Below are 12,885 nucleotides of genomic sequence, written 5' to 3' on the forward strand. Positions count from 1 at the left end.
CATGGACAGCCAAGCAGTCGCCGCAATCATCGACCGTCTCGATGCTGTCCGCCCCTGGCAGGAGGACTTCTACCGCAACCTGCACGCCCACCCCGAGCTCTCGCACGAAGAGCGCCGTACCGCCGGCACCGTGGCTGCCCGGCTACGCGCCGCAGGCTGCGAGGTCCACGAAAACGTGGGTGCGACCGGTGTGGTCGGCATCCTGCGTAATGGCGACGGCCCCAGCCTGCTGTTACGCGCCGACATGGATGCCCTCCCGGTTCGTGAGCAGACCGGCCTGTCGTATGCCAGCACCGAAACCTCCGCGGACGGCACCGCAGTGATGCATGCCTGTGGTCACGACGTCCACGTGATCTGCTTGCTCGGCGCGATGGCGTTGATGTCAGACTCAACCGACCGCTGGTCGGGGACCCTGGTCGCGGTGTTCCAACCGGCCGAGGAGACCGGGGACGGCGCCAAGGCGATGGTCGACGACGGCCTGGTCGAACTGGTGGGACCCGTCGACGCGGCGTTGGCCCAGCACGTCCTGCCGTTCCCGTCCGGCACGATCGGAACCCGGCCAGGCCCGGTACTGTCCGCCGCCGACAGCCTGCGGATCACGGTCCACGGACGCGGCGCCCATGGATCCATGCCACAGGCCGCCGTCGACCCCGTAGTACTCGCGGCGATGATCGTCATCCGCCTGCAAACCGTCGTGGCCCGCGAGGTCGCACCCGGAGACACCGCGGTCCTGACCGTCGGCAGCATCCAGGCCGGTACGAAGAGCAACGTCATCCCCGACCACGCCGTACTCCAACTGAACGTTCGCACGTACGACGACCACGCCCGAACCACCGTCCTCGCCGCGATCGAGCGGATAGTCCGCGCCGAATGCGACGCCTCCGGATCACCGAAGGAACCCGAGTTCCACCTGCTGGACCACTACCCTCTCACCAGCAACGACACCGACACCACCGACCGCGTCGCGTCAGCGTTCGCGGACTACTTCGGCAACCGCGCCGACCAGCTGCCACAGCAGAGCGCCAGCGAGGACTTCAGCGACATACCGAACGCCCTCGACACGCCGTACACATACTGGGGAATCGGCGGCATCGACCCCGACACTTACCACAAGGCCGAACAAGCCGACCGGATCGCACAGGACATCCCCGTCAACCACTCCGCCGCCTTCGCACCCGTGATCCAGCCGACCCTCGACACCGGCACCCAAGCACTCGTCGTCGCCGCGATCGCCTGGCTCGGTCACCGCTGACTTTCTGCTCTCGTCGGAAGGCGGCTTGACCTGGAGTGCGCTCCAGCAATGAGGGTGGTGGCATGAACACACCCACGATGGCCCTCGGGACGATGTACTTCGGCACGAGGGTGGACGAACGGACCGCCTTCTCGATCCTCGACCGGTACGCCGAACTGGGCGGAACCTTCATCGATACCTCCGACAACTACAGCTTCTGGACCTCCGAGACCGGGTTCGGCGGCCAGAGCGAGGCCCTGCTAGGTCGTTGGCTCGCGTCCAACCCCGGGGTCCGCGTCCGCCTCAGTACCAAGGTCGGCGCCCAGCCCACGCGGGTCGGCGGGTTCCCCGACCACCTCGAAGGGCTGAGCGGGGACGTCGTACGCGGCGCCATGAAACAGAGCTTGGAGCGGCTCGGCGTGGACAGCGTGGATCTGTACTGGGCACACGTCGAAGACCCGACCGTACCGGTGGAGGACCTTGTCGAGACGTTCGGCGGCCTGGTCCGTGACGGACTGACCGCTCGCTGGGGGCTGTCCAACCACCCGTCCTGGCTGCTCGAGCGGATCCGGGCCGCTGCCGAACGCGCCGACCAACCGCAACCAACTGCCTATCAGCAGCGCTACTCCTACCTTCAGCCCGCCGGCGGCATGCCCGTGGAGGGCCAGCCGATCCCGCTGGGAATGCTGTCAGCGGACGGCCTCGACTTCCTACGGCGCAACCCGTCGTTCGACGGCTGGGTCTACACCGCCACCCTGCTGGGCCGATACGACCGCGACGACCGCCCACTCGAGCCCGAGTACCGCCACCCCGGCACCGACAGCCGACTAGCAGCACTGACCCGTATCGCCACCGCCCGCGGACTCCGCCCCGGCCAGGTGGTGCTCGCGTGGCTAGCCTCCGGCGCCCCGGCACTGACCCCAATCGTCGGAGTCAGCAGCGTCGACCAGGTCGAACAGGCCGTGGTGGGCGCATCCACCATCCTCACCGAGGACGAACTAGCTGCGCTGAACGCCGCATAGCCGAGCACACCGAGCCGCCGGATCAATCGCGGGCGCAGCGTCCGTCGCGGGCGCGGCCGTAGCAGGCCGGACAGTCCCGATGACGGAGTGGTTCAGGACGTCGCGTGTTCCGTCCGGCGGAGTTCCGCGCGGTACCAGTCCGTCTTCTCCTCAACCCGGGCGAGGGTCGCGTCCAACTCGGTGATCCTCGCCCGGATCGAGGCCGCGTGCTCCTCGAGCAGAGCGACCCGCTCCGGCATCGTGGCGTCGTCCCGGCTCAGCTCGCCGTACCGACGCAACTGCTCGATGGACATCCCTGTATCCCGCAGGCAATGCAGGAACCCGAGCATCCACAGATCGCCCTCGCTGTACACCCGCCGCCCACCAGCACTCCGCTCAATAGGCGGCAGAATGCCTTCGCGCTCGTAATACCGCAACGTATCGATGCTGAACCCAGACTGTGCGGCCGCCTCGGCCGGCGAGTAGGTCGTCATCACAAAAACCTAACAGCCCAGGTCCCCTGCGGTCATGGCATACATCGCGCGCTATCGGGTACGGGCGAAGTGTTGGGCAGTCGTAGTGGTGACATGCTCTCAACCCGCTACGCCACAGCCCGCCAAGAGAATGACACGCGTCCGTCCAGACCCCGCGGAGGTGACGTCAATGTTGGCTGAACTTACTGTTCCTGAGGACTTGGCCGAAACTTTCGGCCGGTTTGCGCTGGAACTGGAGTCCGCCGAAGGGACCGAGGCGACGGTCGAGACCATCAGCCGGTACGCCCTCCGGGTCCTCGCATGTGACCGCGTAGGAATCTCGCTCGCGGCCGCAAGCGGTGGTATCGCCGTCGCGCACACAACCGACGCGATCGTGGCGCGGGTGCTGCGATGGCAGCTCGAAGTCGGTGATGGTCCGATGCTGCACGCGTTCACCTCTGCGGTCGCGGTGCACATCACAGATCCCGCCACCGACACCCGGTGGCCGCTGTGGAGCCGGCTTGTCGCCGAGCTCCCGATGAACGCGATCATGCACGTTCCCCTGACCAACGGCCGCGCTGCGATCGGGGCCCTGTCGCTCTACCACGACAGGCCGCACGCCTTCGGACGTGACGACGAAGAGTTGGCTCGTATCCTCGCGCTGCACGCCTCGCTGGCCATGACCCAGCTCCGTCACGAAGAGCAGCTCGCGGAGGCGATGGACACCCACAAACTGGTCGGCCAGGCGATGGGGATCCTGATCGAACGCAATGACCTCACCAGCGATCAGGCCTTCGACGAACTCCGCCGTCGTTCGCAGCATGCCCACCTCACCCACCGTGCCACTGCCCAGGAAATCATCGCCACCCGAGCAACAAACTGAGCCTGCGCCCAAACCCCTTTTTACGGGAAGCGGACGGACGGCATTGGGGTAGCAGGTCGGTCGTGCAAGATCTCAGGCGAGTGGGGTGTCGTCTATCGCGTTCAAGAGATCGCGTGGGGTGTCGTAGATGGCTACAGCGCCCGCCTCGCGGAGTTCGTCGTCTCCGAAGCCGCCGGAACGGACCACGACTGAGGGCATGCCGATCTTCTGGGCGGCCTGCACGTCCCACACAGAGTCCCCGACCATGACGCTGGATGCATCGGACGACGCGCCGAGCTTCTTCAGCGCCACGTGGAGCAGGTCCGGCGCCGGTTTCGATTCTTCGACGTCGGCGCTGCTCGTCCAGTCGTCCACGATGTCGCGCGCGTCCAACTTGTCCAGGAACACGTCCACGTGGTCCTGCTGCGCGGAACTCGCCAGTACCAACCGGTGATGACGCTCCTTGATCGCCAGAAGCAGGTCACGGGCGCCGGGAAGTGGCGCCATCTCGTCCAGCAGCGGGTCGACCTCGTTCCGCTGCTGTTCGCGAACCTCGTCGCCGACGCGGTCCTCCAACTCGTCTCCACCGAGCGCCGCGAGCAACTGATCCCCGCCCATCCCGATCAGCCGGTGCAGCCGCCAGACCGGATAGGTCTCCCCCACCGACCGCAGCGCCCGGTACCAAGCCAAAGCATGCTGGTAGTTCGAGTCGATGAGCGTCCCATCGATGTCGAGGATGGCGATACCTGAATCGGTCACACTCGTTGCGGTACCCGACATTCCGGGCCTCAACCCGCCCGGTCTCAGACTGCGGTCCGGGGCATGATGGGAGTCATGGACTCGACGCGCCGATCGGCCCGGCCGACGACGACACCCCTTCCAGACCCGACGCGTATTCAGGTCTGATTGCGGGCACCGGCCAGGTCATGAGGAGCAAGGGCTGACGGCATGACTTCCGAGCGGCTGAGCTACCGGCGTGGTGACGAGAGCTCCGGCGAGCGACTCGACCGGCACTGGAACGAGCTCCTGCAAGAACTGCGGCTTGTCCAGACCGGAACACAGATCCTGTTGGCCTTCCTGCTGGGGATCGCGTTCCAGAATCAGTTCCACACCGCGGACAGGTTCACCCACGCCGTCTATGCCTGCACGCTGCTGGCCGCGGCGGTAGCCGTCTCCTTGTTCCTCGCCCCAGTGGCGTTCCATCGCTTCTTGTACCGGGAAGGCCTGCGCGACCGCCTGATCATCATCACCGACCGCCTGGTGCGGGTCGGCATGGTCTTCCTCGTCGCATCAGTCGGTGGCGGAGTGCTGATCGCTTTGAACGTCGTCCTTCCCCGGCTCGCCGCAACCGCCCTGGTCATCGGGCTTCTGGCGTGGTTCTGCGTGCTGTGGCTGGCGTTGCCGGCCTACGTCCGGCACAAGCGCGACGTACCCCGCTGATCCACGGTTCACCCGGCAACTTCAGCGGTTGAAAGTCTCGGCCAGCCACGGGACGACGCCGTCGGCGCCGAGGGCTCGCAGATGTTCGACCGGCGGCTCCTCGAACATGAGCCGTACATCGTCGAGACTGTCCGTCGCGTACGGCTCGGCGGCATCGATGAGCTCGTGCAGACGACGCCGGGTCGCTCGCGCCTCACCGGTGCGCAGATCGAGCAGCTCGCCCCGTACGCCGTCGCGCAGCGCCGCCCAACGGTTCTCTGCGATCCTCCAGCTCGGCGCCGGCGATGCGGGCTCACCGCTGCGGTGCAGGTCGGCGAACCTGGCACCGAGCGCGTACACGAGCCGCGTGATTGCGCTGGTCTGCCGCACCGTCGCCTGGACGTCGAGAACCCGCAGTTCGAGCGTGCCGTAGCCAACGTGCGGCCGAAGCTCCCACCACCACTCCGACGCATCGCCCACGGCTCCTCCTCGTACCGTCCAGGCAAGATCAGCGGCGTACTGCTCCCAGGAGGCGATGATCGGAGGCACGCCTTGGCGCGGCAACTGCGCCGCGATCACCGGCCGCACCGAGCACAATCCGGTGTCGCGTCCGCCCGCGTACGGCGCGGCGCCGGCCAACGCCGCCAACTCGGGCAGGACGTTCCGCAGCCTGTGGTAGACGTCCAGCGTGCAGTCGGCGTCGCCGAAGGCCAGATGGACCTGCAACGAAGAGACCAGCTGCCGGCCGATCACCTCACGGTAACGGGCAGCGAGCGCGGCCGATCGTTCCGTGTGCGACAACGCGGCAGGTCCGTCGAGCAGCGGGTGAACGGGCGTCGCGATCGCGGCCACCGTGGCGTCGCAGGCCTTGGAGATCAGCGCTCGACAGGCCCTGAGCTCGTCGACAGCATCTGCGACGCAGGTGTGCACCGAGGTCGCGATCTCGAGTTGGCACGCGGGCAGTTCCTGCTTCACACGAGGGTCGTCGACATCCCCGATCACGGCGGCTGCCGCTGCCGGCAGCCAGGTCGCGCGGTCCACGAGGAGTAGTTCCTCTTCGAACCCGACGGTTCCGGCCTCGGTCGCAGAGAATCGCGACCGAAGTAGCTCGGCATCGGTGATCGCCACGCGAGTCAACTCTGCACGTGCGGGGTCTTCGCGACGACGGTGGACGTATCCGCCGATGGCGCTGTGGAACTCAGCTGTCGTGTGCGGTCCGGCTGATCCGCAGACCACGAGGTCAGTAGCTGTTCGGCGAAGAGGTCGTCGACAGTCAGTGCGCAGCGTGCACCGAACAATACGTCGCCGATCGCCTCGGGATGCCGGCGGATGTAGTTGCCGCACAGGTCGTGCGCCGCGATCTGCTCGTGCACCGCGTCGGCTTCGACGTGCTCGGTGAAGTAGCGGGCCTCCTCCTCCGAGGCACCCAGCCGGATCGCTCCCGTCGCGTACTGCCGGTTGGGCACCGTGGACGTCATCTCGAGCGCGGCGAGATGACCGAGCAGAGCACCGGTCCACCGACGGTGGATCGCGAACAGCGACATCACGTTCGACACGGCGAGAGTGACCGCCGGTACGTCGGGAACGTAGTACCCGTAGCTGTCGTCGAGGCCGAGCCACCGCATCGTCGTACGGAAGAGCTCCGAGTGCATGCGGTCCGGGCGGCCACCGCCGTACTCGTCGGCCTCGATCTCGACCAGTGCCGCCTTCGCCGCGCCGTCCAGCCGCGGGATGCCGAAGCTGTGCGGGTCGGCCTCCTTCAGCTGGTAGATCGACCGGTTCAGCACGAACTCACGGAACTGTTCCTTCGTCGCATGCCGGCGCAGGTACGGCGCGAAGCGCGGACCGTCGGCGCTCTCGACCAGGGATCGCAACTGTTCCGCGACCGGCTGTGAACCCGGCTCGACGCGGCAGTTCGCCTCCAGCCACCCCGTCCACGGGTCCTCCAGACGGGAGCGGAACGCGATGACGTCCGGATCCCACTGCAGGTCCGGATCCACACCGTCGAACCCGCGGTACTGCAGCTCGTAGGCGACCCAGAGGGCCAACTGGAGATCGTCGTCGAAGCACGGATCGGCGCACGACGCGACCCTCGGGGCCGCGGTCTCGCAGCCCTGGAACCGATGGGTCATCCAGCGGCTGAGAGGCCCGCGGGGTGCTGGTAGCTGCATGCACATCCGGTACCCGCCACGCAGTCGTGAACGCATCTCCCGTGGGTACCGCCAAGTTATGACCGAGATTCGTGCGTACCCGGAAGGACCGCTGCTGGTGCGGGGCGAGTTCGAGCTCATCGACGAGAACGGCGATCCGATCCCCGCGTCGCGCCGTACGATCGCGCTCTGTCGCTGCGGCCGCACCGCGATCCCGCCGCTCTGCGACGGCACCCATGCCCTCCCCCGTCGTACCGCGCGCTCCTCGGAGTAGGCGTCAGCGATCCAGCAGCACCTTCACCATGCCGGACCATGCCGCCGGCTACGTCACGCGACCCGGATGCGCGGCGGCCCAGGGATCAGTTCGCCCACCACCGGACAGCCCGGGATCTCCCCCGCCACGAGCAGGCCGCCCGAGGTCTGGGCATCGGCCAGCAGAAGCAACTCCTCCTCGGACAGCGACGAGTCCAGCGAATTCCGGACCCAGTCGAGATTCCGGCGACTCCCACCCGGAACGAACCCCGCTGCCAACGCCTCACGGGAACCCTCGAGGCACGGTACGGCGGCAGCCTCGACCACCGCACCGACCTCACTCGCCCGGACCAGCTTCAGCAGGTGACCGAGCAGCCCGAACCCGGTGACGTCGGTCGCGCAGACCGCCCCCGCCGCAAGCGCAGCACGCGAGGCATCGCGGTTCAGTGTGGTCATCGTCGCCACCGCCTGCGCGAACACCTCACCGGTCGCCTTGTGCCGGTTGTTCAGCACGCCCAGCCCGAGCGGCTTCGTCAACGTCAACGGCGTCCCGGGGCGCCCGGCATCGTTGCGCAGCAAGCGATCGGGGTCGGCGATCCCGGTGACCGCGAGACCGTACTTCGGCTCGGGATCATCGATGCTGTGCCCACCGGCCAGGTACGTCCCGGCCTCCGCGCAGACGTCGGCAGCACCTCGCAGTACGTCGCCCGCGAGCGCGAACGGAAGGCGGTCGCGCGGCCACGCCAGCAGGTTCACCGCGACGACCGGTTCGCCCCCCATCGCGAACACGTCCGACAGTGCGTTCGCCGCGGCGATCCGCCCCCAGTCGTAAGGGTCGTCGACGACCGGCGTGAAGAAGTCCGCGGTCGTCACCACCGCACGATGGCCGTCGATCCGCACGACAGCAGCGTCGTCCCCGTGCTCCAGACCGACCACCAACTCGCCGTCGGCCCGACCGGCCGGCAACCCGTCCACGAGCCGTTCCAGTTCACCTGGCGGGATCTTGCAGGCGCACCCGCCACCGGCGGCGTACTGCGTCAGCCGTACAGATGCCGCCAGGTCAGTCACTGCCCGCTCCGTTCACGTTGCGGAACGACGGTGTACTTCGGATCGCGCGCGGACGCCAGCCCCGCCTGGAACACGCCGAATCTCGTGAGCACAGAGCCGGCGAGGTACGCCGTACCGGCCAGCGCGGACACGACACGGGATCGGCGGCCGAAGGGCGTCAGCGCGGCACCAGCCGCCGTCAGTCCCCGTGCGATCTTCAGCAGCGTTCCGGGACGTCCGTCGCGGTAGACCTCCGCATGGATCCCCAGTCGGCGGATCATCACCTCCGATGCCGCGAGCTCCGTGACGCCGCCGATGATCGCCATCCGGCGGGCCGGCCCGGCTTCGGCCTTCGGTGCGGCGACCATCGCGAGACCGCCCGCGGCCGCCGCCGCGCTGCCCGCGAACACGAACGGCAACTCCCGATGCGCCTCGTGCCAGGCCGGCACCGCCGTGTCGGCGATCAGCACCGCGGTGTACGTCGCCAGCGCGGGCCCCAGCACCCCGGCGCCGACGCCGGCCACTCGACCCACGAACCGCAGCCTGCCGCTGTACTCGGTCGCGGCCGCAGCCGCCGACAACCCGCTGAACGGTGCAAGGACCCATGACCCGACCGACAGCGGTGAGGTGATCTTCAGGACCCGCAGCATGTTCAGGAAACGTTCCGGACGTCCGAGATCGTGGACCAGCAGACCGGAGCCGAGCGCGGACCCGGCCGCCGCCGCAGTCCTTGCCACGCGCAACAGTCCTGGACGTCCGGTCAGCGCGGCGCCCTCGGCGAGCAGCGCCGACGCACCGGCCACGCCACCGGCGAACAGGTACAGCGGGACGTCCGGCTGTTTCCACACCGGCTCCTTCAGGATCGGCCGTCCGTAGTACGAGTCGAACTCTGGCTCCGGGACCATCCGGCGTTCCTTCACCGCCGACCTCCCGCGAACACCGCGACCGCGACACCGAGCAGGGCACCGGCCGCGGCCGCGGCATGCTTCCACATCGATTCGAGATCGTGGGTGGTGACGACCGGGTCCGGCGGCATGCCGTACACCTCCGGCTCGTCGAGCAGCAGGAAGAACGCGCCGTCGCCGCCGACACCGTCGTCCGGGTCGGCGCCGTACAGCCGGGCCACGTCGACGCCTTGGTCGTGCAGGTCCTCGACGCGTTTGTCCGCCCGCTCGCGCAGTTCGTCCAGGGGTCCGAACTGGATCGAGTCCGTCGGGCAGGCCTTCGCGCACGCGGGTTCCTCGCCGACCGTCAGGCGGTCGTAGCACATCGTGCACTTGAACACGCGGCCGTCGTTCTTGCGCTGGTCGATCACGCCGTACGGGCAGGCCGGAACGCAGTACCCACAGCCGTTGCAGATGTCCTCCTGCACGACCACGGTGCCGTACTCGGTGCGGAACAGCGCGCCGGTCGGGCAGACATCCAGGCAGGCCGCGTGCGTGCAGTGCTTGCAGACGTCGGACGACATCAGCCACGCGACGTCCTTCTGCTCCTCCGGTGGACCCACTCCGGGCAGTCCGAGATCGACGGTCGTCACCGGGGCCGGTTTCTCGACGAAGGCGACGTGCCGCCAGGTGTCCGCGCTCAGCTGGGTGGTGTTGTCGTACGACGTCCCGGTGAACTCGATGCCGTCGTCGGACAGCTCGTTCCACTCCTTGCACGCGACCTCGCACGCCTTGCAGCCGATGCAGATCGAGGTGTCGGTGAAGAACCCGACCCGCGGTGGATGGTCCTCGTCGTAGCCCGCGTCGGCAGAGACGTCCGCGAGCGGTCCGAAGAATCGGTCAGCCAGCGCCATCGGGACTCCCTCCGTCGAGCCGCCTGCGGTAGGCCTCGACGTACGCGAGCAGGTCCGCGCCGCGTGGGCGCCGTCCCGGTCGTACGTCGCAGGTGCCCACCTTGTCCTGGATGTACACATTGGGATCGAGCGTCACGTTCACCAGATCGTTCTGCGAGTCGCCGGTGGTCAGACCGCGGCCGCCCCAGTGGTACGGCAGGCCGACCTGCTCGACGGTCTGGTCGCCGAGCCGCAACGACCGCATGCGGTCGGTCACCAGCACCCGCGCCTCGATCGCGCTCCGGGTGGTGACGATCGTCGCCCAGCCACCGTTGGTCAGCCCGCGCTCGGCGGCCAGCCGCGGTGAGACCTCACAGAACATCGCCGGTTGCAGCTCCGACAGGTACGGCAGCGTGCGACTCATACCGCCGGCCGTGTGGTGCTCGGTCAACCGGTAGCTGGTGAAGACGTACGGGAACACCTCCGACAACGACGGGTTCAACGGGTTCGCGGCATGCTCCAGCCGGAACCTGGCCGGGTTGTTCTGCCGGTCGTACAGCGGGTTGCGGACCGGCGACTCGGGCGGCTCGTAGAACGCCGGCATCGGTCCGTCGGCCAGCCCGACAGGAGCGAACAACCAGCCCTTCCCGTCGGTCTGCATCACGAACGGATCCCGGCCACCGATCGCATCCGGCCCCTGTGCGTCGTCATCCGGCACATGATCCGGCGCCCGGTCCGGAATGAAGTCCGGTACGTCGTGACCGGTCCACTTCCCGTTCTCGGCATCCCACCAGACGTACGCCTTCCGCTCGCTCCACGGCTTCCCGTCCGGATCCGCGGACGCCCGGTTGTACAAGATCCGCCGGTTCGCCGGCCACGCCCAGCCCCACTCGGGCGCGACCCACGACTGGTCGGTCCCGGGTTTGCGCCGGGCCGCCTGGTTCACCTCGTCGGCGTACACACCGCAATAGATCCAGCAGCCGCACCGGGTGCTGCCGTCGGCCTTCAGCTCCGTGTACGCCGACAACGCGTGATCGTCCTGCGTCCCGTTGATCTCACGCAGCACCGCTTCCGCTCGGGGCTCCCGCAGCGGGCCTTCCTGCCCGTAGTCCCAGGTGAGATCCAGCAACGGGCGGTCCCGCTCGTCAGTGGATCCGGCCAGCTTCGCCCGCAGCCGCTGGCCGAGCTCGTAGTAGAACTGCAGGTCGCTGCGGGCGTCGTCCGGCGGCTCTACCGCCTTGTGGTGCCACTGCAACATCCGCTGCGTGTTGGTGAACGAACCTGACTTCTCGGTGTGCGCGGCCGCGGGCAGGAAGAACACCTCGGTACCGATCTCCTCGGTGCTCATCTCACCGGTGCCGAGCTCCGGCCCGTCCTTCCAGAATGTCGCCGTCTCGATCATCGCCAGGTCGCGCACCACCAGCCAATCCAGGTTCGCCAGGCCGAGACGCTGCATCTTGCCGTTCGCGGAACCGACCGCCGGGTTCTCGCCGATCACGAAGTAGCCCTTGACCTGGCCCTCGATCTGCCCGATCACGGTCTCGTACGTCGAGTGGTGGCCGGTCAGCCGCGGCAGATAGTCGAAGCAGTAGTCGTTGTCCGCCGTCGCCGCATCGCCCCACCAGGACTTGAGCAGGCTGATCGTGTACGCGTCCATGTTGCCCCAGAAGCCGGTCTTGCCCGCATCCTCCGCGACGTATTCCTGGAGGTTCAGGTGGTGCTCGGCGTGGGGCATCGGGAGGTACCCGGGGAGCAGGTTGAACAGCGTCGGGATGTCCGTGGAGCCCTGGATGCTGGCATGTCCGCGCAGCGCCATGATGCCGCCGCCGGGACGGCCGATGTTGCCCAGCAGCAACTGCAGGATCGCGGCAGTCCGGATGTTCTGTACGCCGGTGCTGTGATGCGTCCATCCGACCGAGTACACGAACGCGCCGGTCTTGTCGCGTCCACTGGCCGAGGTCAGCGCATCGGCGACCTGGCGGAACTTGTCGGGGCTGATCCCACAAACCTGCTCCACCATCTCCGGCGTGTAGCGGGCGAAGTGCCGCTTCAGAATCTGGTAGACGCACCGCGGATGCTGCAGCGTCTCGTCACGCTCGGGCTTGAACTCGACCGCCGGACCGCCAGAACCTGCCGCTTCGGACCGCGCCGCCTTGTGGGCACCGGCGTCGTCGCTGCTGCGGTGGCCCTTCTGCCCGCGCTTCGTCCCGGCCGCGGCGTCCGCCTCGGCGCCCTCGTAGTGCCACGAGACCGCGTCGTACGACCCCGTCTCCGGGTCGAATCCGGAGAACAAGCCGTCCAGGTCGTCGGTGTCGCGGAAGTCCGCACTGATGATCGCCGCCGCGTTCGTGTACGGGACGACGTACTCACGGAAGTCGAGCTCGTTGCTCAGCACGTGGTTGACGAGCGCGCCGAGGAACGCGATATCGGTTCCGGCCCGGATCGGCAGGTGCAGGTCGGCGACCGCCGACGTCCGGGTGAACCGCGGGTCGACGTGAATCACCGTCGCACCCCGTGCTTTGGCCTCCATCACCCACTGGAACCCGACCGGATGGCACTCGGCCATGTTCGAGCCCTCGATGAGGATCACATCCGCGTTGGCCAGATCCTGCTGGAATCCGGTGGCGCCGCCGCGCCCGAACGAGGCCCCCAGACCGGGGACCGTCGAGGAGT

The 12,885-nt window shown here is 68.0% G+C and carries 12 protein-coding genes and 1 pseudogene; 5 read left to right on the forward strand and 8 right to left on the reverse strand.

The annotated features are described in order from the left end of the window. The first annotated feature begins 1 nt into the window (after position 1). Positions 2-1,252: an amidohydrolase gene (locus tag AC0662_RS08685; protein WP_478299435.1), complete on the forward strand. Its 1,251-nt coding sequence runs from the start codon at positions 2-4 to the stop codon at positions 1,250-1,252. A gap of 62 nt (positions 1,253-1,314) precedes the next feature. Next, positions 1,315-2,253, forward strand: coding sequence for an aldo/keto reductase (locus AC0662_RS08690; RefSeq protein WP_478299437.1), 939 nt, complete (start codon positions 1,315-1,317; stop codon positions 2,251-2,253). Between the two features lie 92 nt (positions 2,254-2,345). On the opposite strand, the gene AC0662_RS08695 is transcribed toward AC0662_RS08690, so the two are convergent. Then, positions 2,346-2,726 carry a MerR family transcriptional regulator gene (locus AC0662_RS08695; RefSeq protein ID WP_452196702.1) on the reverse strand — a complete coding sequence of 127 codons (381 nt, stop codon included), beginning with the start codon at positions 2,724-2,726 and terminating at the stop codon, positions 2,346-2,348. A gap of 130 nt (positions 2,727-2,856) precedes the next feature. On the opposite strand from AC0662_RS08695, the gene AC0662_RS08700 reads away from it, so the two are divergent. Beyond that, the gene (locus AC0662_RS08700) at positions 2,857-3,588 is read left to right on the forward strand and encodes a GAF and ANTAR domain-containing protein (protein WP_452196703.1); all 732 of its coding nucleotides are present in this window, start codon (positions 2,857-2,859) and stop codon (positions 3,586-3,588) included. Positions 3,589-3,660: 72 nt separating this feature from the next. Here AC0662_RS08700 and AC0662_RS08705 read toward each other — a convergent pair whose 3' ends face one another. Further along, the gene (locus AC0662_RS08705) at positions 3,661-4,326 is read right to left on the reverse strand and encodes an HAD family hydrolase (RefSeq protein WP_478299439.1); all 666 of its coding nucleotides are present in this window, start codon (positions 4,324-4,326) and stop codon (positions 3,661-3,663) included. A gap of 189 nt (positions 4,327-4,515) precedes the next feature. Here AC0662_RS08705 and AC0662_RS08710 point away from each other — a divergent pair, with 189 nt between their 5' ends. Then, a complete protein-coding gene (locus tag AC0662_RS08710; protein WP_452196705.1) occupies positions 4,516-5,007 on the forward strand; it encodes a DUF6328 family protein in 492 nt (163 codons plus the stop codon). Positions 5,008-5,028: 21 nt separating this feature from the next. On the opposite strand, the gene AC0662_RS08715 is transcribed toward AC0662_RS08710, so the two are convergent. Then, the gene (locus tag AC0662_RS08715) at positions 5,029-6,114 is read right to left on the reverse strand and encodes a carboxylate-amine ligase (RefSeq protein ID WP_478299441.1); all 1,086 of its coding nucleotides are present in this window, start codon (positions 6,112-6,114) and stop codon (positions 5,029-5,031) included. 5 nt (positions 6,115-6,119) lie between these two features. Then, positions 6,120-7,193: an iron-containing redox enzyme family protein gene (locus tag AC0662_RS08720; RefSeq protein ID WP_478299443.1), complete on the reverse strand. Its 1,074-nt coding sequence runs from the start codon at positions 7,191-7,193 to the stop codon at positions 6,120-6,122. A gap of 22 nt (positions 7,194-7,215) precedes the next feature. On the opposite strand from AC0662_RS08720, the gene AC0662_RS08725 reads away from it, so the two are divergent. Continuing rightward, complete coding sequence (locus tag AC0662_RS08725) at positions 7,216-7,410, forward strand: CDGSH iron-sulfur domain-containing protein (RefSeq protein WP_478299445.1); 195 nt, start codon at positions 7,216-7,218, stop codon at positions 7,408-7,410. A 53-nt stretch (positions 7,411-7,463) separates the two neighbouring features. On the opposite strand, the gene selD is transcribed toward AC0662_RS08725, so the two are convergent. From selD to fdh, 4 genes and pseudogenes are all read right to left on the reverse strand, one after another. Further along, positions 7,464-8,456 carry a selenide, water dikinase SelD gene (selD, locus tag AC0662_RS08730; protein WP_478299447.1) on the reverse strand — a complete coding sequence of 331 codons (993 nt, stop codon included), beginning with the start codon at positions 8,454-8,456 and terminating at the stop codon, positions 7,464-7,466. Next, the gene (gene nrfD, locus AC0662_RS08735) at positions 8,453-9,340 is read right to left on the reverse strand and encodes an NrfD/PsrC family molybdoenzyme membrane anchor subunit (protein WP_452196710.1); all 888 of its coding nucleotides are present in this window, start codon (positions 9,338-9,340) and stop codon (positions 8,453-8,455) included. The genes selD and nrfD overlap by 4 nt, the downstream gene beginning before the upstream one ends. Positions 9,341-9,351: 11 nt before the next feature. After that, positions 9,352-10,233 carry a 4Fe-4S dicluster domain-containing protein gene (locus AC0662_RS08740; RefSeq protein WP_452196711.1) on the reverse strand — a complete coding sequence of 294 codons (882 nt, stop codon included), beginning with the start codon at positions 10,231-10,233 and terminating at the stop codon, positions 9,352-9,354. After that, positions 10,220-12,874 (reverse strand): annotated as a pseudogene (gene fdh / locus AC0662_RS08745) (formate dehydrogenase); the annotation flags it as partial. The gene AC0662_RS08740 and the pseudogene fdh, both read right to left, overlap by 14 nt. Between the last annotated feature and the right edge of the window lie 11 nt (positions 12,875-12,885).

It is taken from the genome of Kribbella sp. NPDC043289, assembly GCF_056436705.1.

Coding starts and splice junctions, on each gene's coding strand:
- AC0662_RS08710 (WP_452196705.1), top strand. CDS start 4,516: ATGACTTCCGAGCGGCTGAGCTACCGGCGTGGTGACGAGAGCTCCGGC.
- AC0662_RS08740 (WP_452196711.1), bottom strand. CDS start 10,233: ATGGCGCTGGCTGACCGATTCTTCGGACCGCTCGCGGACGTCTCTGCC.
- AC0662_RS08725 (WP_478299445.1), top strand. CDS start 7,216: ATGACCGAGATTCGTGCGTACCCGGAAGGACCGCTGCTGGTGCGGGGC.
- AC0662_RS08690 (WP_478299437.1), top strand. CDS start 1,315: ATGAACACACCCACGATGGCCCTCGGGACGATGTACTTCGGCACGAGG.
- AC0662_RS08695 (WP_452196702.1), bottom strand. CDS start 2,726: ATGACGACCTACTCGCCGGCCGAGGCGGCCGCACAGTCTGGGTTCAGC.
- AC0662_RS08700 (WP_452196703.1), top strand. CDS start 2,857: ATGACACGCGTCCGTCCAGACCCCGCGGAGGTGACGTCAATGTTGGCT.
- AC0662_RS08685 (WP_478299435.1), top strand. CDS start 2: ATGGACAGCCAAGCAGTCGCCGCAATCATCGACCGTCTCGATGCTGTC.
- nrfD (WP_452196710.1), bottom strand. CDS start 9,340: ATGGTCCCGGAGCCAGAGTTCGACTCGTACTACGGACGGCCGATCCTG.
- AC0662_RS08720 (WP_478299443.1), bottom strand. CDS start 7,193: ATGCGTTCACGACTGCGTGGCGGGTACCGGATGTGCATGCAGCTACCA.